The organism is Mesorhizobium sp. WSM4989 (assembly GCF_029625795.1).
In the GTDB taxonomy this organism is placed as follows: Bacteria; Pseudomonadota; Alphaproteobacteria; order Rhizobiales; family Rhizobiaceae; genus Mesorhizobium.
The window spans coordinates 1-23,977 of the sequence record NZ_JARTVN010000009.1; the positions used below are offsets into that span (position 1 = coordinate 1).

The following is a 23,977-nucleotide window of genomic DNA, read 5'->3' on the forward strand; positions in this document are numbered from 1 at the left end:
GATGGATGCTGAAGCGTGGTAACTCCAGTCTCCTCGGTCCGGTCCGAATGGACAACCTCTCGAAAGCTCACACCTAGTGCCGGCAGTGGCACCGCTGTTGTCCGTCGACAGGTCCCGCGCTTGCTCGGTGCGACCAACAACCTTAAGCGCTAGGGCGTAACCTGACCCTGCAAGATCTCCTCACCGACTATAAGGTGCGCCTCACGATCTGAGACGATGGGACAGGATGGCTAAGGAGGTGCGCCGTCTTGCATGCCCCGCCAGCGAGGCGAACCCTCTCGGCTACGCGCGCCACCAGCGACGCTCCATATCGTCAGGCCTGCGTCTCATGCTCAGATGAGCCGGTATTTGGCTCTCTCATCAGCAAACCGAGAGAGCCCATGCCAAGACGGAAGCAAGCAAGACGAACGAGCGTCAGAGATATCCTGCGCCTGACCCATAAACAGGGCAGTCCGGTGGGCCAAGGTGGCAGAGCAACTGAGGTTCGGCAAGACTTCGGCTTCCACCTATCTGCGGGCGCTGGAGACGGGCTGTCGTGCAGGCCCTGCATGCGGCTTTGAGGACGATGCGATGTTGAAACACCGTCTGTTGCGCCGAATCGGCCGTCGGCCAAACGTTGGGTCGTCATCAGGTTCTCGACAGCTTCCCGGTGTCAAATCCAAACCGTGGTCGGCGATCCCCACCAGGGTGGGAAGGCAGCGCTGATATAGCCGAACGTCGATCAAGTCACGATCAACGATTGCCTCATGTCACATGCCCTGCGGGACTGAAAAACGGAGAAGAACATGTGCGATGCAAAACTGAAGACCGTGCTTTCGCTTTTTTCGCCGGTGGCCAGCAAATTAGATGCTCTCTCGTCCAACGGACCAGCGACGGATGCAAACTGCGTTAAGCTAAATACGAACGAGAACCCGTTTCCGTTGCCGAAGAGCGTAATGCAAAGTGCAATTGCTGCGATCGAACACCAGTATCTTTATCCGGAAGACGACAATCTCAGCTTAAGGGCAGCTGCCTCCGATGCTTACGGATTTTCCAAAGATCAGGTGATTGCCGGCAACGGTTCGTCGGAGCTGCTCGGACTCATCTACAGAGCTTTCCTCGCCCCAGGAGATAGAGTGGCAATGCTGTCGCCCGGATTTTCGTTCAACCGTAAACTTGCCATGTTGCAGGGTGCCGAGTTTCTCGAAATCGCATCGAGCGAAGCTCATCCCCTGCCGATAGAAAAACTGCTGTCCGGCCCCGCAAAAGACGCGAAGTTCATTCTGTTGGCTAATCCGAACAATCCGACCGGAACATTCGTGCCGGTGGCCGAAATCGAACGCCTTGTGGAGCAAGCAGATCGCTTGGTCGTCTTGGATGAGGCCTACGTTGACTTCGCACCCGACAATGCCCTGCGCCTCGTCAATAGACATCCGAATCTTTTGATCTTGAGGACTTTTTCAAAGAGCTATGCTGCCGCTGGCGTGCGAGTCGGCTTCGGTTTCGGTCACCCAGAAATCATTGGCAGGCTGCGCAACATCCAGAATGTCTTCAACATGAACGTGATCGGGCAGGCGGTCGGGAAAAGCATTCTTGCGCATCGCCACGCCTACGAAGAGAACCACAGGCACATCAAGCATGAACGACAGCGAGTGACCCTGGCGCTGTTGCAACTTGGCTTTTCCGTAACACCCTCCCACGCAAACTTTTTGCTGGCCCGTGTGCCGGCGGGACAGGAGGGCTCATGCTGGCAAGCCGCGTTGAAAGAGCAGGCGATCCTCATCGCCAGCTTTCCTGACGTAGATTTGAAGAACTGTATTCGCGTCAGCATTGGCACCACAGAGCAGATGGACAAATTCCTTGCTGCCGCCGAACGCGTCTGTATGAACTTTAAGAAGGATCGCGGTGCTCACAAGCATGAAGTCGATTCACATTAAGCATCAAGTAATGATATGTCGTGAGCTATGATGATTAGCGAATAAATATAGGTAATTTGGAGAACAATTAATTGAAGAAAATTTCCGCTTCGGGCCTGACCTTCGGCATCTTCGATCATCTGGACGAAAACGGCGATGACATCGCACAACAATATGCAGATCGGCTGAGCCTAGCAGAAGCGTGCGATGGCTATGGCTTTTATGCGTATCATCTCGCCGAGCACCACTGTACGCCGCATGGCAGAGGTCCATCACCGAATTTGTTCTTAGCGAGCGTCGCCCAGCGAACCCGCAGTCTTCGTGTTGGTCCCATGGTAATGCTACTTGCGCTCTATCATCCGCTGCGTGCCTTCGAGGAGATCTGCATGCTTGATCAGTTGAGCGGCGGCAGGCTTGAACTCGGCATAGGGCGCGGCTCTGCTCCCACTGAATTGGGATACTTCGGGGTTGCTGTAGAAGCAGCACCAGAACAGTATGCGGAGGCCAGTGAGATTCTCATCAATGCGATGAAAGGCGGGACGCTTTCTTATCAGGGCCGCCACTTTGAGTTGAAAGATGTTCCGCTGACGTTGAGACCTCACCAATATCCCCGTCCGCCGACATGGATCGCCACCAATCGACCCGAGCCGGCTAGCTGGGCCGCTGCGAATGGGGCAAACATCGCCTGCGTCGGACCTTCCACTTCTGTTCGCAGCGTTACCGACGCGTTCCGCGCCGCCCGAATTCACGATGCTGACATTGGCCAGCAAGCGCCATTTCTTGGATTGCTCCGAATGGTGGTGATAGGGCGTTCTGAAACAGATGCGTATTTGCTCGCAGCACCTGCCTATGAACGATGGCTCAATAGCTTCAAATTTCTATACGAACTAAATGCCATTTCCACTCCACCAAACTTGCCTTTGAACTTCGATGCAGCAATTGAAAGTGAATTGTGCGTCGTGGGAACGGCAGATTCTGTCCGAAAAGCTCTCCTTGATCAGCTGGAAGAGGCAGGTGCTAATTATCTTCTGTGTCAACTGGCATTTGGGGATTTGCCGCTGGATGCCTCACTATACACCGCATCGGCCATTGGATCCGAAATCATGGCTCGAGTTGCCGCATCGTGAATCCGTCGTGTGATTGGAGGAGCAGCGGCAGCGCTGCTCCTCATTGCGAAACGGTTGTGGGGGCCGGACTCCTGTGTCAGGTGTAAACCATTGGAGCACGTCCTATCTGATCCAGGTCATATCCTGCGGCTTTGAAGTAGTTGGCACATTCGGCTGGGGTGAAGAGGTCGACGACCGCGCCGAGGCGTCCTGACCTTGCCCCTCTGATCTAATCCGGTTTGAAGTTCGTTCTGGCCCATCCAGAGGACCAGGACATGAAACGCAGCCGCTTCTCTGAAGAGCAGATCATCGGAATTTTGAAGAAACACGAGGCCGGGGTATCGGTTGGCGATCTGTGCCGCAAGCACGGGGTCAGCGACGCCTCGATCTACAATTGGAAGGCCCGCTTCGGCGGGATGGATGTCACCGAGGCTCGGCGACCTGAAGGCGCTGGAGGACGAGAACACGCGCCTGAAGCGGCTTTTGGCCGACGCCATGCTCGACAATGCCGCGTTGAAGGACCTTGTGGGAAAGAAATGGTGACGCCCGCCGCCAAGCGGAAAGCTGTCGCTCGCCTGAAGGAAGGCTTCGGGATGAGCGAACGGCGGGCGTGTAAAGCCATCGGCTGTTGCCGCATGACGGTTCGCTACCAGACCAGCAGGCCGGACGACCGCGAGGTTCGCGAGCGGATGAAGGCCGATCGCGCAGGAGCGTCGCCGGTTCGGCTACCGGCGTCTTCTCGTGATGCTGAGGCGGGAGGGCCTGGTCGTGAACCACAAGAAGCTGTTCCGGCTCTATCGGGAGGAGAAGCTCGCCGTCGCCGCCGTGGCGGCCGCAAGCGGGCGATCGGGACCAGGGCGCCGATGCTGGTGCCGCTGAGGCCCGACGAGCGCTGGTCGCTCGACTTCGTATCGGACCAGCTCACCGACGGGCGCCGCTTCCGCATCCTGGCCGTCGTCGACGACTGCACGAGAGAGTGCCTCGCACTCATCGTTGATACGTCTCTCTCGGGCATGCGGGTTGCCCGCGAATTGGACGGCTCATCACCGAGCGGGGCCGGCCCAGGATGATCGTCAGCGACAATGGCAGCGAGTTCACCTCGAACGCCATCCTCTCCTGGGCGGATCAGAACCGCGTCGAATGGCATTACATTGCGCCCGGCAAGCCGATGCAGAATGGCTTCATCGAGAGCTTCAACGGCCGACTGCGCGATGAACTGCTCAACGAGACGCTGTTCACCTCGCTGGCTCAGGCGCGCGTAGCCATCGCCCTGTGGCACGCCGACTACAACACCGCGCGGCCGCACTCCCCCCTGGCAGACCCCGGCCAAGTTCGCCAGCACCTTCAATCCGCGACGGTCGCTCGCGCTGCGCTATGCCAAAGGCTCCGCGCCAGCGCCCGTCGCTTCACCCGCCCAGCAGGGCACAACCCACGCCGGAAACGAACTCAAAACTGCTGGGGCAACGTCAGTCCCATAGAGCCTTGATGGTTATCTCGGCCTTTGCTCGCAGCAGCGCCTTAGGTTGGGCGAAGGCGTTCTCAATCGGATTGAAGTCGGGACTGTAGGGCGGCAGTTAGAGCAGGCTCGCCTGCGGCCTCAATCGCGCCGCGCAGGGTTCTCCAGGCGGATGTCGCCAATGTCAAATTTGCTGGCATCCATGTCGCCCTCGCCAACCGCACAAGCGAAGGCCAGAAAGCCAACATGTGTTCTGCGGCTTAATTAAGAGTCAGCCGATGTCGGCCGAACATCACCTTGTCTCGAAGTCGACGATCGGACAGCAGGTTGCGAAAGTTGGCGCGATGCGAAACAAACTGCTGAAGCGCTCAACTTTTATTGATCACGCGTGTTGGACGCGACGCACTCCCGTTCCAATCGGGCTGAGCGCAAATTCTCCCGGTTCACAAAACTGAGTCGCTGGAGTAGTGGGGGCGCAGAGAAATCTCCGGTCGCAGCCTTACCCGGTCAAAACAAGGATACCAATGATGAAGACTCTCGCCGTCTGCTCTGGCGGATTGGACTCCGTTTCCCTTGCTCACATGGTGGCAGCGGAGCACGAACTCACCGGCCTTCTATCTTTCGACTATGGCCAACGGCACAGGAAGGAATTGGGCTTCGCCGCTCTTTGCGCGCAGCGACTGAAGGTCCCGCACCAGATCATCGACATCGGCGAAATTGGCCGTGGCCTTTCCGGCTCAGCGCTGACTAGCAGTATCGACGTGCCGGACGGCCACTACGCCGAAGACACGATGAAGATTACGGTGGTGCCGAACCGCAATGCCATCATGTTGGCAATCGCCTTCGGTCTCGCCGCCGCCCACAGCGCCGAAGCGGTGGCGGCGGCCGTGCATGGTGGGGACCATTTCATCTATCCCGATTGCCGTCCGGCCTTCATTGAAGCTTTCCAGACAATGCAAGACCGCGCGCTCGACGGCTATGCGCAGATACGCCTCTATGCACCGTATGTGAATCTCGGAAAAGCTGACATTGTTGCGGATGGCGCAAGATACGGCACCCCGTTTGCTGAGACCTGGTCCTGTTACAAGGGCGGCGTGCGTCACTGCGGACGATGCGGGACCTGCGTCGAGCGGCGCGAAGCGTTCCATCTCGCCGGGCACGCTGATCCCACCGACTACGAGGACGCCGATTTCTGGCTTGAGGCGCTGCGCAGGAGGCGCGCGTAATGTTCCACATCAGCAAGGAATTCCACTTCTCGGCCTCGCATCAGCTCACCTCCTTGCCTCCCAACCATCAATGCGCGCGCCTGCACGGGCATAACTATGTCGTCGTAGTGGAGCTGTCGGCCAAGGAACTGGACGCCCACGGCTTCGTGCGCGACTATCACGATCTGGCGCCGCTCAAACGCTACATTGACGAGAGCTTCGACCATCGGCACCTCAACGACGTGCTGGGACATGAGAAGGTCACGGCGGAATGCCTGGCCAGACATTTCTATGAATGGTGCAAGGCACGTCTGCCGCAGACCGCGGCCGTGCGCGTTAGCGAAACACCGAAAACTTGGGCGGAATACCGTCCGTGACCGACATGCATCCCGCAATCCGTGTGAGCGAGATATTCGGGCCGACTATCCAGGGCGAGGGCGTGCTCATCGGCTTGCCGACGGTGTTCATCAGAACCGGCGGATGTGATTATCGCTGTTCATGGTGCGACAGCCTTCACGCGGTGGACAATCAGTATCGCCATGAATGGCTACCGATGCCGATCGATGCCGTGTGGCAAACCGTCCATGCGCTTTCCGGCGGCAGGCCGGTTATGGTCTCCTTGTCAGGCGGCAACCCGGCCATTCAGCCGTTCGGTCCCCTCATAGAACGAGGCCATCGCGAGGGCTATCGTTTTGCACTGGAAACGCAGGGTTCCGTGGTGAGGGAGTGGTTTGCGGATCTTGACGTGCTGACCCTTAGCCCAAAGCCGCCGTCCAGCGAGATGACGACCCGTTGGGCTGCGTTTGATGCATGCCTCGAAGCGGCGCAAGAGAAGCCGCAAATCGTGCTCAAGCTCGTCGTTTTCGACGAGAGTGACTATGCCTACGCCAAAGAAGTCGCGGCGAGATATCCGCACCTTCCGATCTATCTGCAACCCGGCAATCACACGCCGCCGCTCCCTGGCAGTGAAGACGCCTCTGTCGACTTGGACGGAATAATGATGCGAATGGAATGGCTTGTCGAAAGGGTGACTAGCGACAGGTGGTTCGAAGCCCGCGTGTTGCCGCAGCTGCACGTTCTGCTTTGGGGTAACAAGAGGGCGGTCTAGTCTGTGGCTTGCGTCGCACCGGAAGGCCGGGCTCCAACGGCTTGGCAGGCTCTCTTCGCGTGCCGAGTACAGCCGAGCTTTGTTCGCGTCAGCGGTCTCGCGATTGTGCGGCTGGAAACCGCCCGGACACCCCGCTGCCGGCGTGTGTCACCTTGACTCCGATGAGCTGTCGTCACGCAAAGTTGAAATCCGCAAGAACTGGCCTTCTCGCCCCACCTGCTCCGTCGCAAGCACGTCATCCCCTCATCCTTGTCCAGCTCTTATCGATGTATCTCATTGTCCGGCCTGACGCACGACTGTCAGCATGGGAATGCATCCATTGCGCAAATGCCTTCCATAAAGAAGATCGATTTCCTCATTGGCCCAACGTGAAATATAGCAACGTTTTCGTGGCGTGGGTCGGCTGCGTCGGGAGTAGCGATGAAAACGTATTGGGGTCGCCTGCGTCTCCTTGGGCAGCGAGTGTAAAGTATAGCGATGCGGCCTCCGGCGCGAACGGCAGCCGCGCAGTGATCACCTTCGCCTGTGCCTTTGCGGCGGGGGTCAAGCGCTGGTCTGCTAAAATTTTTTATCGTTTAGCTGGTTGAAACTGCCCCCGTTGCGGGCTGCAGAAGCCGGCCAGCCGAGAAACGGCAGCCGCACTTATGAAAGCACGCCAAGGCGTGCGGGCATCTATCAGTTGCAAAGGACAATACTGGCCGCGCCGATTGGCCATCACGCGTCCATTAGGGCAGCCACCAACATCAGTTCGCAAGAGGAGCAAAAGTAATATGTATCGTCGTCACCTGATCAAAGGGTTGGTTGCGCTCGGCGCATGCCGGATTTGCGTTCAAGCCGCCCAAGCGACCAGTGCCCATTGGGGGTACACCGGTCCGGTCGGACCGGAGCACTGGGCTGATCTGGATAAGGAAAATTTCGTATGCTCTGCCGGCACGCAGCAATCGCCGATCAATATCAACAGCGCGGTCAAGGCGGATATCCCGCATATCGCCATCGGCTGGCACAAGGGCGGCGGCAATATGGTGAACAACGGCCACACCATTCAAATCAATATGCCACAAGGCAGCACGCTGACCCGCGGCGATCGTGTCTACGAACTGGTACAGTTCCATTTCCATGCGCCAAGCGAACATCACGTGGCGGGCAAGAGCTTCCCGATGGAGGTGCATTTCGTTCACAAGGACACGCAAAGTGGTACTCTGGGCGTGCTGGGCGTCTTTTTAACGCCCGGCGCGACAAATGCCAGCTTTGCTGCCCTTGCTGCGGCCTTTCCCGAACTGCCGAATGGGGAGGTGACGATCGACGAGGTGAATCCCAACTGGCTTCTGCCAGCCTCGCTTGGCTATTGGACTTATGAGGGCTCACTGACGACGCCGCCGTGCACCGAAAACGTCGAGTGGATGGTGGCGATGGAACCGGTTGACGTTGATCCGGCAGACATCCAGCGATTTGCCTCACTCTACCCGTCGAACGCGCGCCCTATTCATTCACCCAATCGACGCTTCATCCTGCGCCAGAGTTGAGCGCCGCCCCAGCGGTTCCGCACGGTCCAACATTCTTGGCACAAGTTGGCGCGAAGCCTCCTCTTCCGGTCTGGCGGTCTGACGGCGCTCCCCAAGCTGGCTAGTCTAAATGATAGGGATTCGGTGCCGACACCACTCGTCCCAAATACGTCGCGGCGAGGTTTGTCTGCAACCCGGCAATCACACGCCGCCCCGCCGTGGTAATGAAGACGTCTCTGTCGAGTCCGACGGAATATGATGCGCATGGAACCGCTGGTAGAAAAGGTGACCAGCGACAGGTGGTTCGAAGCCCGCGTCTTGCCGCAGCTGCACGTTCTACTCTGGGGTAACAAGAGGGTAGTGTATACCTTCTCCTAGCTTCGCCGCCAACTACTCGGTTTTCCGAATTGCTCTCTATATTCTTGAAGACGATGCGTTCGTTAAAGACATGTGCTGCGCACCTGGTGTAAAAGCTGCTCTCATCATGCAGAGGTCAAGCCAGTCGGGCTCATCCGAGGCTATGGCCGTGAGCACTGTTCAGTTCGGCAGAGAGGGCGCTTTTGTACACACTTTGCGATCGTGGCGGCCCCGTGGGCAGATCTGCAAGCTGCCGCGACACTAACCTCTCGAAGCCCGCCCGCCCGCCTTTCGTGCAGCTTCCTCTGAACAAAACCACCGCTCGCCCTTCAATAGGTTGATGCGTGTCTCCCAGTAAGATTCCTGTCCAAGAACGTGATAATCTTCTTGCCAGTGTTGTAGCTGATGTTGCCCTTGATGCCGCAGCCTACCGCGGCGGGACCAAACTCAATGGCAAGCAGGCCGGCTAGGATCGTGCAGCCAGTCGCGAGCCTCGCCCACAACGGGGTCTCACGCGCATGAGGGCGCCGACCATGGGTTCGGCGGTTCATACGCGTATAACACGTATCTTTCTGAAAAAATCAATGCTCTCGGCTAAGCTACTGAATTATTTGGCTTCCATATAGCGCGTCGGCGGAACCAACTTGTAGACGGGCTATGAAAGGTTAAGCGCGGATGTCTATCGGCCGCCGGCGTTCCCGCTCTGTAAGCCTGCCTGAACTACCCGCGCCGCGGTCAAGCCCCAGGCTCCTGCTCATCCAGCGACCGCCCGATCAATGGCAGGCTGGAAAGACAAGAGCCGATGTCTTCCGATGGTCTCGCCATCAGCTTTGGGCTAACTTCCCCATTCTCCCGCTTCGAGCTCGACACACGGCGGTTTGGATGGCGCACGACAATCTGTGTCGGCTTTGTCGTGTCCGTGACAGACGCCTGAAAGGCCCGTTCGCGCGTTTTGCCGCCGTCTAAGCGGCTGGAATTTAATGACAAAGTTTCTTCTGGGATCGGCCGATCACGCTGGTACGCTTTTTGCGATGCTTGGTGTGAGGCGGCACGAGCTGCCTATCGGCACTTGTGTCGCGGGCAGTCGCGATAATTAGAACGAAGGAAGGAAAGCTATTATGTCAGGTCTGCGTCAGATCGCCTTTTACGGAAAAGGCGGCATCGGCAAGTCCACCACGTCCCAAAATACGCTCGCTGCCCTTGTCGACCTCGGGCAGAGAATCCTCATCGTAGGATGCGACCCCAAAGCCGATTCCACACGCTTGATCCTGAATTCGAAAGCTCAGGATACCGTCCTGGATCTCGCCGCACAGGAAGGCTCGGTGGAAGACCTCGAACTCCAGGACGTGCTCAAGGTGGGCTACAGAGGCATCAAGTGCGTGGAGTCCGGCGGCCCCGAGCCGGGTGTCGGTTGCGCCGGCCGCGGCGTCATCACCTCGATCAATTTCCTCGAGGAGAATGGCGCTTATGACGATGTCGATTATGTCTCCTATGACGTCCTCGGCGACGTGGTATGCGGCGGCTTCGCCATGCCGATCCGCGAAGGCAAGGCCCAGGAGATCTATATCGTCATGTCCGGCGAGATGATGGCGCTCTATGCCGCCAACAACATCGCCAAGGGCATCCTCAAATATGCCCATTCGGGCGGTGTGCGGCTGGGCGGGCTGATCTGCAATGAACGTCAAACCGACCGCGAACTCGATCTGGCCGAAGCACTGGCTGGCCGATTGAATTCCAAGCTCATCCACTTCGTGCCCCGCGACAACATCGTCCAACATGCCGAACTCAGGAAGATGTCGGTGATCCAGTACGCGCCGGACTCAAAGCAGGCAGGGGAATACCGCGCTCTGGCCGAGAAGATCCACGCCAATTCGGGCCAGGGTACGATCCCGACGCCGATCACCATGGAGGAGCTGGAGGAGATGCTGCTCGACTTCGGCATCATGAAGACCGACGAGCAGATGCTTGCCGAGCTTCACTCCAAGGAAGCGGCGAAGGCGGCGGCCCAGTAGTGACATTAGCGCTGCCATGAATCGGCGCGCCTTGCAGAGAACGGCGCCTATTCTTTGAGGCGTCACCCAACCTTGAAAGGGGGACTCATGAGCCGGGAATACGAGAATGACGGTGCTCTTCATGCGAAGCTTATCGAAGAGGTGCTGTCGCATTATCCCGACAAGGCGGCGAAGCGCCGCAAGAAGCACCTCAACGTCGCAAAGAGCGGCAACGAGGCTGGCGGGGAAAGCGAGGTCCTTTCCGAATGCGACGTCAAATCGAACATCAAGTCCATTCCCGGGGTGATGACGATTCGCGGCTGTGCATATGCTGGTTCGAAAGGCGTGGTGTGGGGGCCAGTCAAGGATATGGTCCATATCTCGCACGGCCCGGTCGGCTGCGGCCAATATTCTTGGTCGCAGCGCCGCAACTACTACGTCGGTACAACGGGCGTCGACACGTTCGGGACAATGCAGTTCACCTCCGATTTCCAGGAGAAGGACATCGTCTTCGGCGGCGACAAGAAGCTGGAACAGATCATTGACGAGATTGAAGTCTTGTTTCCGCTCAACAACGGCATCACCGTGCAGTCCGAATGCCCTATCGGCCTGATTGGCGATGACACCGAGGCCGTTTCTCGCAAAAAGACCAAGGAGTATGACAAGACGATCGTGCCGGTACGCTGCGAGGGCTTCCGCGGCGTCTCGCAGTCGCTTGGCCACCACATCGCCAATGATGCAATCCGGGATTGGGTCTTCGACAAAAAGGATGTCAAGTTCGAGGCCGGCCCCTACGACGTCAACGTCATCGGCGACTACAATATCGGCGGCGATGCCTGGGCCTCGCGCATACTGCTTGAGGAGATAGGGCTGCGCGTGGTTGGCAACTGGTCGGGTGACGCCACACTCGCAGAGATCGAGCGCGCCCCGAAGGCTAAGCTCAATCTTATCCACTGCTACCGGTCGATGAATTACATCTGTCGGCATATGGAGGAAAAGTATGGCGTCGCCTGGATGGAGTACAATTTCTTCGGTCCCTCCCAGATCGAAGCCTCTCTGCGCAACATAGCCAAGCATTTTGGGCCGGAAATCGAGGAGAAGACCGAAAAGGTCATTGCCAAGTACAGGCCGCTTGTTGATGCGGTCATCGCCAAGTACCTGTCGCGCCTGGAAGGAAATACCGTGATGCTCTATGTCGGCGGCCTGCGCCCCCGCCACGTCGTCACGGCCTACGAGGACCTCGGCATGGTCATCGTGGGCACCGGCTATGAATTCGCCCACAGCGACGACTATCAGCGCACCGGCCACTACGTGAAGAACGGCACGCTGATCTACGATGACGTGACCGGCTATGAGTTGGAGAAATTCATCGAAGGGATTCGCCCAAATCTGGTCGGCTCGGGAATCAAAGAAAAATACCCGGTGCAGAAGATGGGCATACCGTTCCGCCAGATGCATTCCTGGGATTATTCAGGCCCGTATCACGGCTACGACGGCTTTGCCATTTTCGCACGTGATGTGGATCTCGCCATTAACAACCCGGTCTGGGACCTATTCCACGCGCCTTGGAAAAGAAGCCGGGGCGATGAGCGGGCGATGGCTGCCGAATAAACATTTGCTTCAGCCCCAGTCTCCCACTGAGACGGTGAACTCCCGCGGCCTCTGATCCGCCGGAGCCTGGAACGTCTTGACGTCCTGAGCTGCCGTCCCGCGCAGCCAGATGCAAAAGAGGTAATCATCATGCCGCAGTCGGCTGAAAAAATTCTCGATCACGCTCCCCTGTTCCGCGAGCCGGAATACAGAAAGATGCTCGCTGAGAAGAAGCTAAACTTCGAATGTCCGCACCCCGATGAAATCGTTTCCGATCAGCGCGATTTCACCCAGACGTGGGAATACCGCGAAAAGAACCTCGCCCGCAAAGCGCTTGTCGTGAACCCGGCCAAGGCCTGCCAGCCGCTGGGTGCGGTATTCGCTGCCGCCGGCTTCGAGCGAACCATGTCCTTCGTCCACGGCAGCCAAGGTTGCGTCGCCTATTACCGCTCGCACCTGTCGCGCCATTTCAAGGAGCCTGCCGCGGCGGTCTCCTCCTCAATGACCGAGGATGCGGCGGTGTTTGGCGGCCTGAAGAACATGGTCGACGGGCTCGCCAACACCTACCAGCTCTACGACCCCAAGATGATTGCCGTGTCGACGACCTGTATGGCAGAGGTCATTGGCGACGACCTGCACAGCTTCATCCAGAACGCCAAGGACGAAGATTCAGTCCCGCGCGACTTCGACGTGCCCTTTGCCCACACCCCGGCCTTCGTTGGCAGTCATGTCGACGGCTATGACAACATGGTCAAAGGCATTTTGGAGCACTTCTGGAAAGGTCAGGAGCGTACGCAAATCGAAGGAACCATCAACATCATTCCGGGCTTCGACGGCTTCTGCGTCGGCAACAACCGGGAGCTCAAGCGCCTGCTCGATGTAATGGGCGTGTCCTATACATTGATCCAGGATGCCTCTGACCAGTTCGATACGCCTTCGGACGGTGAATACCGCATGTATGACGGGGGCACGAAGATCAACGAGGTGAAGAAGGCCCTCAACGCCGAGGCAACGCTTTCGCTGCAGCATCACAACACCCGAAAGACACTGGGCTATTGCGAGGAGGTCGGGCAGGCGACGGCCTCGTTCCACTATCCGCTCGGCGTTCAGGCGACGGACGAATTCCTGATGGAGGTCGCGGCGATTTCCGGCAAGGAGATTCCCGAGGCAATTCGCCTCGAGCGCGGCCGACTGGTAGACGCCATGGCGGACAGCCAATCCTGGCTGCATGGTAAGAAATACGCCATCTACGGTGATCCCGACTTCGTTCACGCAATGGCCCGCTTTGTCATGGAGACCGGCGGCGAGCCAACCCATTGCCTCGCCACCAATGGCACCTCGGCATGGGAAGCCGATTTGAAGAAGCTGCTAGCATCCTCGCCTTTCGGCAAGGCTGCCCAGGTTTGGGCGGGCAAGGACCTGTGGGCGCTGCGCTCGCTGCTCTTTACCGAGCCGGTGGACCTTTTGATCGGCAATTCCTACGGCAAGTACCTGGAGCGCGACACCGGAACGCCGCTGATCCGGCTGATGTTTCCGATCTTCGATCGGCACCATCATCACCGCTTTGCGCTCTTTGGCTACCAGGGCGCGTTGCGCGTGCTGACGACGATCCTCGACAAGATCTTCGACAAACTCGATCGCGAGACGAGCGAGACGGGTGTGACGGATTATTCCTATGACCTCACGCGCTAAGAGCCGTGGCCGGCTTTTCGCCGAGGCCATTCCTTGCCCAATGGACTGGGGAGGCTGAGCGATGTCCTCCCTCAGCGCCAAAATCAAGGACGCCTTCGATGAGCCCGCCTGCGATAAGAACCGTGGCAAAGATGCCAAGGCGCGCAAGGAGGGCTGCTCGAAGTCGCTGACACCAGGGGCGGCAGCCGGCGGCTGCGCCTTTGACGGAGCCAAGATCGTCCTGCAGCCGATCACCGACGTTGCGCATCTGGTCCATGCGCCGCTCGCCTGCGAGGGCAATTCTTGGGACAACCGTGGTGCGGTTTCGTCAGGGCCGACCTTGTGGCGGACAAGCTTCACGACCGACCTCACCGAACTCGACCTGGTGATGGGGCAGGGCGAGCGGAAACTCTTCAAGGCGATCCGCGAGATCAAGCACACATACGCGCCGCCGGCGATCTTCGTCTACTCAACTTGCGTAACGGCGCTGATCGGTGACGACATCGAGGCCGTGTGCAAACGCGCCACGGAAAAGTTCGGTTTGGCCGTGGTGCCGATCAATGCGCCTGGCCTGGCAGGCTCCAAGAACCTCGGCAACAAGCTCGCCGCCGAGGCGTTGCTCGATCATGTCATCGGCACGGTCGAACCCGACGACCCCGGGCCCTACGACATCAACATCCTTGGCGAATTCAACCTCTCGGGCGAATTCTGGCTTGTAAAGCCGCTCCTCGATCGGCTCGGCATCCGGGTGCGCGCCTGCATTCCCGGCGATGCGCGTTACCGCGACATTGCTTCCGCGCACCGCGCCCGGGCGGCAATGATCGTGTGCTCGACCGCGCTGATCAGTCTTGCCCGCAAGATGGAGGAGCGCTGGGACATCCCGTTCTTCGAGGGCTCCTTCTATGGCATCTCCGACACATCGCAAGCTCTTCGCAACCTTGTCAGGCTGCTGGTGAGGAAGGGCGCCGATCCGGAGATCCTCGAGCGCACGGAGACGCTGATCGCGCAGCAGGAGGCGATCGCGTGGAAGAAACTCGAATCCTACCGGCAAAGGCTCCAAGGCAAGCGCGTGCTGCTCAACACAGGCGGTGTGAAGTCCTGGTCGGTTGTCCGTGCGCTGATGGAGATCGGAATCGAGATCGTCGGCACCTCGGTCAAGAAATCTACGGTGCAGGACAAGGAGCGCATCAAACAAGTTCTCAAGCACGACAAGCATATGTTCGAATACATGGCTGCGCGCGAGCTGTACGCCATGCTCTCTGAACACAGGGCCGATATCATGCTGTCGGGCGGTCGCACGCAATTCATTGCGCTCAAGGCCAAGACGCCCTGGCTCGATATCAACCAGGAGCGCCAGCACCCTTATGCCGGCTATGCCGGCATGGTGGAACTCGTACGCCAGATCGACCTCGCCATTCACAATCCGGTCTGGTCTCAGGTGCGCCAGCCGGCCCCGTGGGATTGCCAGCCTGATCTAAAAGACGAACTGCCATGCACGAAGAAGGAGTCCGGGCACCTGTTCGATGAATTCGCCGGCGCGACGGCACACGAGTTCAGCGAGTGTTGAGGCGACCGATGGCCCGCATCCTTCCCCAGACCAAATCCGCGGCGGTGAACCCGCTGAAGTCGTCGCAGCCGCTGGGTGCCGCCTTTGCCTTTCTTGGGGTCGACGGCGCGATGCCGCTGTTCCACGGCAGCCAGGGATGCACAAGCTTCGCGCTCGTGCTCTTCGTACGGCACTTCAAAGAAACGATTCCATTGCAGACAACAGCGATGGATGAGGTGGCGACCATCCTCGGCGCTGCCGACCATCTTGAAGAAGCCATCCTCAACCTCAAGAACCGCACGAAGCCAAAGCTGATCGGGGTGTGCACGACCGCGCTGGTGGAGACGCGTGGCGAAGATTGCGCGAGTGATATTGCGAACATCAAGCTGAAGCACACGCAAGAGCTTGCGGGTACGGAGGTCGTGCTGGCCAACACGCCGGATTTTGACGGCGCGATCGAAGAGGGCTGGGCCAAGGCAGTCACCGCAATGATCAAAGGGATTACAGGCTCGGGCGAACGTGCGCGGCAGCCGAAGAAGATCGCGATCCTGCCCGGATGCAACCTCACTGTCGCCGACATCGAGCATATGCGTGACATGGTTGAAAGCTTTGGGCTCAAGCCGGTTATTCTGCCCGACATTTCAGGCTCGCTCGACGGTACGGTTCCTGACCGCTGGGTAGCGACCACATACGGCGGCACCAGCGTCGAAGACATTCGCGAGTTGGGCACGGCCATGCAATGCATCGCCATCGGTGAGCACATGCGCCGCCCGGCGAAAGCGCTGCACGGGTTGACCGGCGTGCCTTACGTGTTGTTCCAGTCACTGACTGGGCTGCAGGACACGGACCGCTTCGTGTCGCTGCTGTCTGCGATTTCGGGCGCGGCGGTACCGGCCCGCGTGCGCCGGCGCCGGGCGCAATTGCAGGACGCGATGCTCGACGGACATTTCCATTTCGGCGGCAAGAAAATTGCCATCGCTGCCGAACCAGACCAGCTGTTCCAACTTGCGACCTTCTTTGCTGGCCTCGGCTCCGAGATAGCCGCGGCCGTCACAACGACCGACAGGTCTAAAATTCTCGAGAAAGTCCCGGCGGTTTCGGTTCAGATCGGCGATCTCGGCGATCTGGAAAGTCTTGCCGTCGGTGCTGACCTGCTTGTCACGCATTCGCACGGGCGCCAAGCATCGGAGCGGCTCCGAATTCCGCTCATGCGCATCGGGTTCCCGGTCTTCGATCGACTAGGCAGCCAGCACAAGCTCGCAATTCTCTATCAGGGCACCCGCGACATGATCTTCGAGGTCGCCAGCATCTTCCAGGCCAACCAACACGCGCCCACTCCTGAGGCGCTTGATCCACTCCGTAATCGAGAAATATCACGATGAACGCTGTTCGCCGCCTCTCGCTGGTCAGTAGTGAGGTTTTCGCCCCGATGCCTGAACGACGTAAGGGCGCATTGCGCGTTGCGATCGCCACTCAGGACATGCAGGACCTCAACGCCCATTTCGGGTCGGCCAGGCGCTTTGCTGTCTACGACGTGACGCGCGAGGAATGGAATCTCGTAGAAGCCGTGGCCTTCGATGACGTGTCCGATGAAAGCGGGGAGCATCGGGCCGAGCGCGATGATCGCATCACGCCAAAGGTGGATGCGCTCAAGGGCTGTCAGATCCTGTTTTGTCTGGCAATTGGCGGCCCTTCGGCAGCCAAGCTTGTCGCGGCAAAAATCCACCCGATCAAAGTGGCGGAGCCCCAATCGATCCCACAGGTGCTCTTGCGCACGCAGATGATGCTCAGGACGTGTCCTCCGCCTTGGCTGCGCAAGGTGCTGGCGCGAGCGGGCATTGCCGAAAAGAAACCGTCCTTCGAGGACGAGGACTGAAAAGAGGAGGACGCCAATGCCTGACCCCGCAATCCCCCCAGCTGTCGCCGAAGACGAGGCGGCTCTTTGCACCCCGTTCGTCAAATGCCTCGTGCGGCTGATCCGTTCTCAGGATTCCTATGGCTCGTGGGAACGCAAAGCGGACGCTGAGCTGCTGGGCGACTTCATCATTACCAAGGAACAGCGCCGAGGGATCCCAATCATCGGAGATCCCGATCCCGACGTGCTGTGGAGGCTCGACAAGTACTACGCCGCCATCGGGCTTGCGATCGAGGAGCGCTGCGGCCTTATGGCATCGCCGATGATCCAGGTGAGCCATGAGGGTTTTGGTCGGGTGCTTTTCACGACCGGACGGCTGGTCGTTTTGTCCAAAACGCTGCGCGATGTCCACCGGTTTGGCTTCGAGACGCTCCTGAAGCTCGCCACGGCCGGTACGAAGCTGGTCGACGATGCGATTTCAGTCATCGAAACCTTTCCCCACGTGGCGCTGGCATGATGGGCGCGATTTTCGAGAAAGGCCATCATGACGGACCCGAGAAACTATGTTGGCCAGTCCCCTCGATCCAGGGACTCGAGGCCGACCAGGTTGTTGGGGTATCGCCGATGAAGAAGCCGCTGGTCCTGATCTGCTCGCAAGATGCCGAGTTCTATCTGCTCTACAGCCACATACTGGAGGTTGACGGTTTCAGCAGTGAGACGGCAGACGGCGCGAAGGCTGCGCTGGCCTTGGCCGAACAACGGGAGCTTCAGGCCGTAGTGCTGGATTGCGACCCAGCCAGCATAAACGGGTCCGCAATTTGCGCCCACCTCAAGCGGGAACCGCGCACCACCGACCTGCCTATCATCGCCCTGATCGCGCCTGGCGCCGAGCACCAGCACCTCGATCTCTTGAAGGCAGGCGTTGAGAGCTTTGTGCGGCCGGTGGCTCCGGCCAAGCTGCTCGACTGCCTGCGGGCGAGGCTCGGGCTGACCAAGCGTGGTCCGAACGGGGTTGAAAACGACAGTTGGATTTGTTGTGGAGGCCTGGAGATGAAGCTCGATGCCCATCGGGTTCGCGGTAATGGCCACGACATCCATCTCGGACGGATCGATTTCAACGTGCTGCGGCTTATGATTGAGGCCCCCGGCAAGGTCTTCAGCCGGGACGAGCTTATCGGGGCGGCCTGGCTGCCCAACATTCATGTCGGTGCACGCACCGTCGATGTCCATATCAGCCGAATCAGGAGGGCGCTGAAAACGGCCTTGCCCGGCAGCGTCATTCGCACCGTCAGGTCGGCCGGCTACTCGCTCGAGAAGCCGGACGACTGAAATCGGTGATCGAACGTGGTGCCGCTCTCTCTTCCTCCTGAGAGCGGTGTTGCCGCTTTGAGGCGCTCCTAACGAAGACCAGGAGAAGCAGGCAAATGGAATTTAAAAGCATATTCAGTGTGACGGGTGCTGATCATTCTGATGAGGACCTCACAACAGCTGCCGGACTGTGTGCCGAGGTCGGCGCGCACCTATCGGTACTCATTATACCGCCTCCATTGCTCTTGATGTCGTCTCCGCCCCCCGAATGGAATACAGGACGTGCACAGGCAATTGCAGTACCGAACTATCGATTTCAGCAAATCGAGAAATTTTCACAGGACGTGACCAGAATGGAAAGACGGTCCGCGGATATCCTCAAAAGGCTGAAAGCTATGTCGCTTTCCTGTGACGTTGACACCGACTATTGCGATCCGGCTAGCCTCGGTGAAGTGGCACGACAGCGGGCGCTCTGCGCTGACCTGACGATCGTTGGAGGAGACCTCCTCAACGATGAGACTCTCGGACCTCCTGTTGTCAACGGCTGCTTGTTCGATAGCGGAAAGCCGGTGCTCATCGTGCCGAAGGGCGTTAAGGCGACGCTGTCGCCTCGACGCGTGCTGGTCGGCTGGGATTCGCGTGTAGAGGCCTCGCGTGCGGTTCGGGAAGCTCTTAGTATCCTATCCGCTGCCAAGGAAGTCTGTGTCGCTATGGTCGATCCAAAGGCGCAAAACAACGGGAAAGGCGCGCAGTCTGGAGCTGACATCGCTGCCTATCTTACTCGGCACGGTGCTCGGGTCTCCGTTGACCTGCTTAAGAGCGCCGGCAAATCGGCGGGCACAGTGCTGACCCAGCACGCGAACGACATCTGTGCTGACATGATGGTTATGGGTGCTTATGGCAGCCGTGGGCTGCGTGAGCGGATTTTCGGCGGTCCGCCGAGCTGGAGCTTTGGGAAGACCACATTGCCGCTGTTTTTGGCTCGCTGATCAGCTCCGTAGGAACACCGATCAGGTCGTAGGACCGCCAACCAGTCCGAAGTCGTCGTCGGTTACCGGTCGGATTGCGGAGACATGGCTGGATCCGCGAACATCTTGCGACGCTTGTCAGAGCCAAACCGGACGCCTCGACTGCTTCACGACGCTCTCGTGAACCAACTCGTGCGAGATCGTCCGCAACGGGCAGTAAAGACGAACGGCTGCAGCAGACCGCAGCCAAGCCACAGGGCGGGTGTACCAGGAGACCCCGCCTCGTGCGCGAACCCTGTTGGAAGGCCCCTTATCAGTACCCGGACGCGCGTCAAATCGGCGGCTGTCCCTGTCAGCCTGCGGTGTGCAAGGGCCGCTGCCGCGGAGCTTCCCCTGCCCGATCGTCGGGCGTGCGACAATGTCGGATTCCAGACGAGCTGGAACTGCGCGAACTCGTTGGTTTGACAGGTCTTTATCCGGCACGCCGCATGCATGGGAGTCTCCGAAAGCATTAAGAGCCGTTATCCATGGTTACGCCCCTCGAAAGAAAGAGCCGCTTCCGTCGTGGCAGGGAAACAGCCACTCCTGGGGTGGAGGCCGGCGCTAGAAGCCGCCGTAAGATCCGGAAGAGCCGCGCGACAGCATCACACACTTTCCTTCTGCTCTTGGGTTCGGATCACGCCGCGCCGCTGTCGATGCCGCCGACATTGAGCCCAAGACCTGGAAGGCGGCACACGCTTTTGCTGTCCTCTCAGTCGGGACCGCGGCTCAAGCATGCCTGTGAGGTTCGCATTGCTCAATGCCCGGCAATCGACGTCAACATGCCGCTGAGTTGGAAAACACTCCTAGAGGAGTAAGGATAAGTGGACCTCTTTTGTATTGGTGTGGGTGCTGGACCATCTAATTTGAGCCTTGCGTGTCAGATACAGGAAGAGATTGCGCAAGGGGCACTGTTCCTGGACCGGGAGGTCGATTTCCGAGGACATCCAGGCAGCGCTTTCGATTGCGCGGAGCTCCAGGTCGGCCACTTCCAGGATCTGGTTACTCTGGTCAATCCGCGATCAGCCTACACATTCGTAAACTACCTCCACGAGAACGGGCGTCTTTACAATTTCCTCAATGCGCAATTTCACGGGGTGCTTAGAGCCGAGTTCGCCCAATATCTCAACTGGGCGTTCCAGAAGAATCCGCTTGTCCGTGGCGGCGAGGCCGTTCGCGAAATCCGCTTTGACGGCGAGTTTCGCGTGCGGACGGACAACGCGGTCCTTGATGCAAGAAACCTCGTCATCGACATAGGCAAGCAGGCGCAAATTCCGCCTCAGTTTCATGGCTGGACTGGACCCAACCTGTTCCACTCATCTGAGTTGGCCCACATCAATCCTGAGGTGCAAAAAAAGCATGTCTGCGTTGTTGGCGGCGGACAGTCGGGAGCCGAGCTGCTACTGCACCTTGTCGGCCGGCCGAAAGAACGGCGGCCCGCGGCGATCACATGGGTCTTGACGCGCGAGATGCCTTTCGACGACCACGCGTTCACAAACGGGCTGTTCACGCCATGCTTCTCGGATCGTTTTGCTGCGATGAGCGAGGTGCATCGACAGCTGTTCCTGCGGCGTTTCGCGCTTGCCTCCGAGGGCATTTCAGAAAGCAAGTTGCGCGCGGTCTATCAGGCGCTCTACCACCACGCCTTTCTCGAGCCACACCAATGCGAGATCACATTGCGGCCAAGTTGCAACGTGTCGCGCTGCATCAATGCCGGAGCAGGGCACAGGCTCACGCTGCAACGCGGCTTGGACAACATCGGAGAAGTAACCGCCGATATCGTCATCCTGGCCACCGGGTACGAGAAACCGCTGCCGGGTTTCCTAGAACCGATCGCAGATCGCCTCGAACAGATCGGCAATGAGCTCGCCATCGGCGAGGATTTTTCGGTGTACTGGGACGGACCGCGAGACCGACGCCTTTTCGTTCAGAACGCCTGCCTTGGACAGCGCGGGCTGGCTGATCCGAACTTTGGGCTGCTGGCCTGGCGAGCGCGCCGCATCCTTGACAGCCTTCTGCGGCGCGCGCCATGCGCCAATCCCGAGCATCTAGGGTTCATCAACCGTCCCTTGACGGAGTGCTGGCCCGACCTCGGAGTCGAACAAATGGGCAGCGGGATATGATTCGTCGATATTGATGATCGGCGGTGGCATTCAGGAAAGATTTCCGCCTCTGGCGGCAAAAGCGGGACGAGCAATATTCCTACGGCGTCAGATCGCTCTGCTCGCGCTTGAGCAAGGTAGCGTCGCGCGACTCCTGCTTGGCGTGAAACAGCAAAGGGCATTCAATCACGATGCAGCTTTACGTGCTGTCGGGCTCAACGCCACGTGGATCGAGCCCAACGCCGCCGTTGGCAACCGCGACGCGAATTATGACGCCGGGCCACATGCGGCGGTGGCTGCAAGGGTACCGAGCCTCTCCCGCACTTTCGACCCCATCGCCGAAGTGCGACTACTCCAGGACGCCGAAGCCGGTCTTATCGCCAGCGGGCCAGCCAAACTCTCACCTTCCTAAACGGCAGCCGCTAAGGTGAGCCGTCGAAAGCCGACATTCAGGTTAACGTCAGCTGGCCGTGTTAGGGCTCGCTTATTCAAGGCGGTACCGGCGCTTGCCGAAGCTAAGAAGGGTTGGCATGCCCTTTGCCGTGCTTGATGTGCGGCAACACGGTGAGAGCTCCGCTGAAGCAAGCGAGAGGGAGCAATGCCCTCGAGACCGTGTCCGATTTTGACTGGAAAATATTCCGCGACAAAAGAGACGAAAGGTGTGGAATGACTTTGGACACCAAGATGGAACTGCGTATGGGGTCCCCGGCTCCTGCGCTGAAAGTGGAGAACTGGCTGCGTGGCGAGCCCCTCACGAGCCTTCGGCCCGGCAAGGTCTACCTCGTTGAATTTTGGGCGACTTGGTGCCGACCATGTGTCCACGCCATGCCCCATTTGATCGAACTGCAGGAGAAATATAAAGACAGCGGATTTGAGATTATCGGAGTCGCAGCTTGCGAAAAGGCTGCAACCGCGGACGAAGCGCGGACCAACGTGGATGCCTGGCTGACCGAGAAGTTCCCGAATCTGAATTATCGGACAGCGTTCGATTGCACTGGCGAAATGAAAAAGCTCTGGCTGGAACCCAGCTCTTCGTTCGGGATTCCCACCTCGTTCGTGGTCGACCGCGACGGCCACATCGCTTATATCGGCCACCCGGCACCTCTCGATGACGTTTTGCCGAAAGTCCTTAACGGCAGCTGGCGCAGCAGCTATGAAGCGAAAGCCGTCGATGCAAAGCGAATCTCGCGTGTGCGCGAATCGTCGCTGAGTCAGCCGATATACGCCAAACTTGGGCCGGCGATGCAGGACGAGGATTGGGCAGCGGCACTATTGGCCATCGAAGAAGGCCTCGCCGTGATGCCAGACTCTTTTGATTTTCGGCGGGTTCATGCGGATATTCTGCTTCACAAGCTGCGCGACATCAAAACCGGCTTGCCGCTTATGCGCGAATTGGTCGAGGACGCGATCAACAAAAAGTTCGAAGCGATGTCTTGGGTGGTGATGGCGCTGAACCAACTCTTCCATCCCACGATCGACAACTCCCATCTTCCGCATGATGATCGCTTTGCGATGGGCAAGGAGCTCTCCGAACAGATCCTGGAACTTAATCCTCCGCAAGGCGATGGAGACTTTAAATTCGGGTGTTACTTTCCGGTCGCTCAGTATTATTACGAGAGCGGCAACAAGGACCGGGCGATCGAGTTGATCGAGGTGGCAATCAAATCGCTGGACCATTCGGAGCCAGTGCCGGACCAAACCAAACAGCGCTACCTCACCTCGTTGCTCCAAGCCCTGGCCAACTACACGGGTGAGCCTGCCTGTCACGCGGGTCTCTGTGTGGCTCCGCAAAACAAGACTTCCGAAACTCAAAACGCTGTCACTTCCTGAGCAAGGATCGCGAAGGGCATGACAATTGGAATTGAACACCGGCAAATCCGCCCGCCCAGGCGCACTTCGCAGCAATAACGTCGATGCCGCAAAAGTGCGCGGCTTGCGGCAGGTGGAATTTCCATTGCGTTTACCTCGGGTCGAACCGCGGCGCAGGCGTTCGCGCCGCGGTGAAAGGTCTCGCATTGGTGGACGTGCTCGAGGTCGGCCACGGGACACTGTTGCGTGGGATCGGCTCGCCCAAGCCATTCCCCGCCCACGCAAGCGCCCGAACCACACATCGCAGAAAAAGAGATCGTCCTTCAAGAGGAGTACTGAAATTGGGGAAAAGCGAAATTCCTCATGAACCGGTTGGCCCTGCTGTCCACGGGGACGACGAGGCCCTTGCTTCCCCGTTCGTCAAATGCCTCCTGCGGCTCATTCGTACTCAGGATTCCTTCGGCTTATG

At 58.8% G+C, this 23,977-nt stretch carries 18 protein-coding genes and 3 pseudogenes; 20 read left to right on the forward strand and 1 reads right to left on the reverse strand.

Going from position 1 to position 23,977, the window contains the following annotated elements; translation table 11 throughout:
- The first annotated feature begins 785 nt into the window (after positions 1-785).
- The 3 genes and pseudogenes from hisC (at position 786) to P9217_RS29850 (ending at position 4,479) form a co-directional block, all read left to right on the forward strand.
- Positions 786-1,916 (forward strand): histidinol-phosphate transaminase, encoded by a 1,131-nt coding sequence (hisC, locus tag P9217_RS29840; protein WP_063169376.1) that lies wholly within the window; start codon positions 786-788, stop codon positions 1,914-1,916.
- A gap of 71 nt (positions 1,917-1,987) precedes the next feature.
- Positions 1,988-3,022, forward strand: a complete 1,035-nt coding sequence (locus tag P9217_RS29845; RefSeq protein ID WP_063169375.1) for an LLM class flavin-dependent oxidoreductase — start codon at positions 1,988-1,990, stop codon at positions 3,020-3,022.
- A gap of 254 nt (positions 3,023-3,276) precedes the next feature.
- A pseudogene (locus P9217_RS29850) lies at positions 3,277-4,479 on the forward strand (IS3 family transposase).
- Here P9217_RS29850 and P9217_RS29855 read toward each other — a convergent pair.
- Positions 4,474-4,615 (reverse strand): annotated as a pseudogene (locus tag P9217_RS29855) (transposase); the annotation flags it as partial. The pseudogenes P9217_RS29850 and P9217_RS29855 sit on opposite strands and share 6 nt — an antisense overlap.
- A 369-nt stretch (positions 4,616-4,984) precedes the next feature.
- Between P9217_RS29855 and queC the strand changes: the two are divergent.
- From queC to P9217_RS29940, 17 genes and pseudogenes are all read left to right on the forward strand, one after another.
- Positions 4,985-5,683 (forward strand): 7-cyano-7-deazaguanine synthase QueC, encoded by a 699-nt coding sequence (gene queC / locus P9217_RS29860; RefSeq protein WP_063170389.1) that lies wholly within the window; start codon positions 4,985-4,987, stop codon positions 5,681-5,683.
- Entirely contained in the window at positions 5,683-6,039 is a 357-nt protein-coding gene (gene queD / locus P9217_RS29865; RefSeq protein WP_063169374.1) for a 6-carboxytetrahydropterin synthase QueD, read from the forward strand. The genes queC and queD overlap by 1 nt, the downstream gene beginning before the upstream one ends.
- A gap of 5 nt (positions 6,040-6,044) precedes the next feature.
- Complete coding sequence (gene queE / locus P9217_RS29870) at positions 6,045-6,770, forward strand: 7-carboxy-7-deazaguanine synthase QueE (protein WP_164548811.1); 726 nt, start codon at positions 6,045-6,047, stop codon at positions 6,768-6,770.
- A 770-nt stretch (positions 6,771-7,540) separates the two neighbouring features.
- The gene (locus P9217_RS29875) at positions 7,541-8,293 is read left to right on the forward strand and encodes a carbonic anhydrase (protein ID WP_063169372.1); all 753 of its coding nucleotides are present in this window, start codon (positions 7,541-7,543) and stop codon (positions 8,291-8,293) included.
- A gap of 160 nt (positions 8,294-8,453) precedes the next feature.
- A pseudogene (locus tag P9217_RS29880) lies at positions 8,454-8,650 on the forward strand (7-carboxy-7-deazaguanine synthase QueE); the annotation flags it as partial.
- Positions 8,651-9,747: 1,097 nt separating this feature from the next.
- Positions 9,748-10,641 (forward strand): nitrogenase iron protein, encoded by an 894-nt coding sequence (gene nifH / locus P9217_RS29885; RefSeq protein WP_024505261.1) that lies wholly within the window; start codon positions 9,748-9,750, stop codon positions 10,639-10,641.
- 87 nt (positions 10,642-10,728) lie between these two features.
- Complete coding sequence (nifD, locus tag P9217_RS29890; protein WP_024505262.1) at positions 10,729-12,231, forward strand: nitrogenase molybdenum-iron protein alpha chain; 1,503 nt, start codon at positions 10,729-10,731, stop codon at positions 12,229-12,231.
- Between the two features lie 129 nt (positions 12,232-12,360).
- Entirely contained in the window at positions 12,361-13,902 is a 1,542-nt protein-coding gene (nifK, locus tag P9217_RS29895; RefSeq protein WP_024505263.1) for a nitrogenase molybdenum-iron protein subunit beta, read from the forward strand.
- 61 nt (positions 13,903-13,963) lie between these two features.
- The gene (gene nifE / locus P9217_RS29900) at positions 13,964-15,448 is read left to right on the forward strand and encodes a nitrogenase iron-molybdenum cofactor biosynthesis protein NifE (protein WP_024505264.1); all 1,485 of its coding nucleotides are present in this window, start codon (positions 13,964-13,966) and stop codon (positions 15,446-15,448) included.
- An 8-nt stretch (positions 15,449-15,456) separates the two neighbouring features.
- Positions 15,457-16,809: a nitrogenase iron-molybdenum cofactor biosynthesis protein NifN gene (gene nifN, locus P9217_RS29905; RefSeq protein WP_024505265.1), complete on the forward strand. Its 1,353-nt coding sequence runs from the start codon at positions 15,457-15,459 to the stop codon at positions 16,807-16,809.
- Entirely contained in the window at positions 16,806-17,303 is a 498-nt protein-coding gene (gene nifX / locus P9217_RS29910; RefSeq protein ID WP_063169371.1) for a nitrogen fixation protein NifX, read from the forward strand. Before nifN ends, nifX begins: the two co-directional genes overlap by 4 nt.
- A 16-nt stretch (positions 17,304-17,319) precedes the next feature.
- Positions 17,320-17,799, forward strand: coding sequence for a NifX-associated nitrogen fixation protein (locus P9217_RS29915; RefSeq protein ID WP_024505267.1), 480 nt, complete (start codon positions 17,320-17,322; stop codon positions 17,797-17,799).
- 107 nt (positions 17,800-17,906) lie between these two features.
- Entirely contained in the window at positions 17,907-18,611 is a 705-nt protein-coding gene (locus P9217_RS29920; RefSeq protein ID WP_224571202.1) for a response regulator transcription factor, read from the forward strand.
- 95 nt (positions 18,612-18,706) lie between these two features.
- The gene (locus P9217_RS29925; RefSeq protein WP_063169369.1) at positions 18,707-19,579 is read left to right on the forward strand and encodes a universal stress protein; all 873 of its coding nucleotides are present in this window, start codon (positions 18,707-18,709) and stop codon (positions 19,577-19,579) included.
- An 842-nt stretch (positions 19,580-20,421) separates the two neighbouring features.
- Positions 20,422-21,720 (forward strand): SidA/IucD/PvdA family monooxygenase, encoded by a 1,299-nt coding sequence (locus P9217_RS29930; RefSeq protein WP_063169368.1) that lies wholly within the window; start codon positions 20,422-20,424, stop codon positions 21,718-21,720.
- 13 nt (positions 21,721-21,733) lie between these two features.
- The gene (locus P9217_RS29935) at positions 21,734-22,111 is read left to right on the forward strand and encodes a hypothetical protein (RefSeq protein ID WP_024505270.1); all 378 of its coding nucleotides are present in this window, start codon (positions 21,734-21,736) and stop codon (positions 22,109-22,111) included.
- Positions 22,112-22,383: 272 nt separating this feature from the next.
- Positions 22,384-23,529: a TlpA disulfide reductase family protein gene (locus P9217_RS29940; protein ID WP_063170388.1), complete on the forward strand. Its 1,146-nt coding sequence runs from the start codon at positions 22,384-22,386 to the stop codon at positions 23,527-23,529.
- Positions 23,530-23,977: the final 448 nt, after the last annotated feature.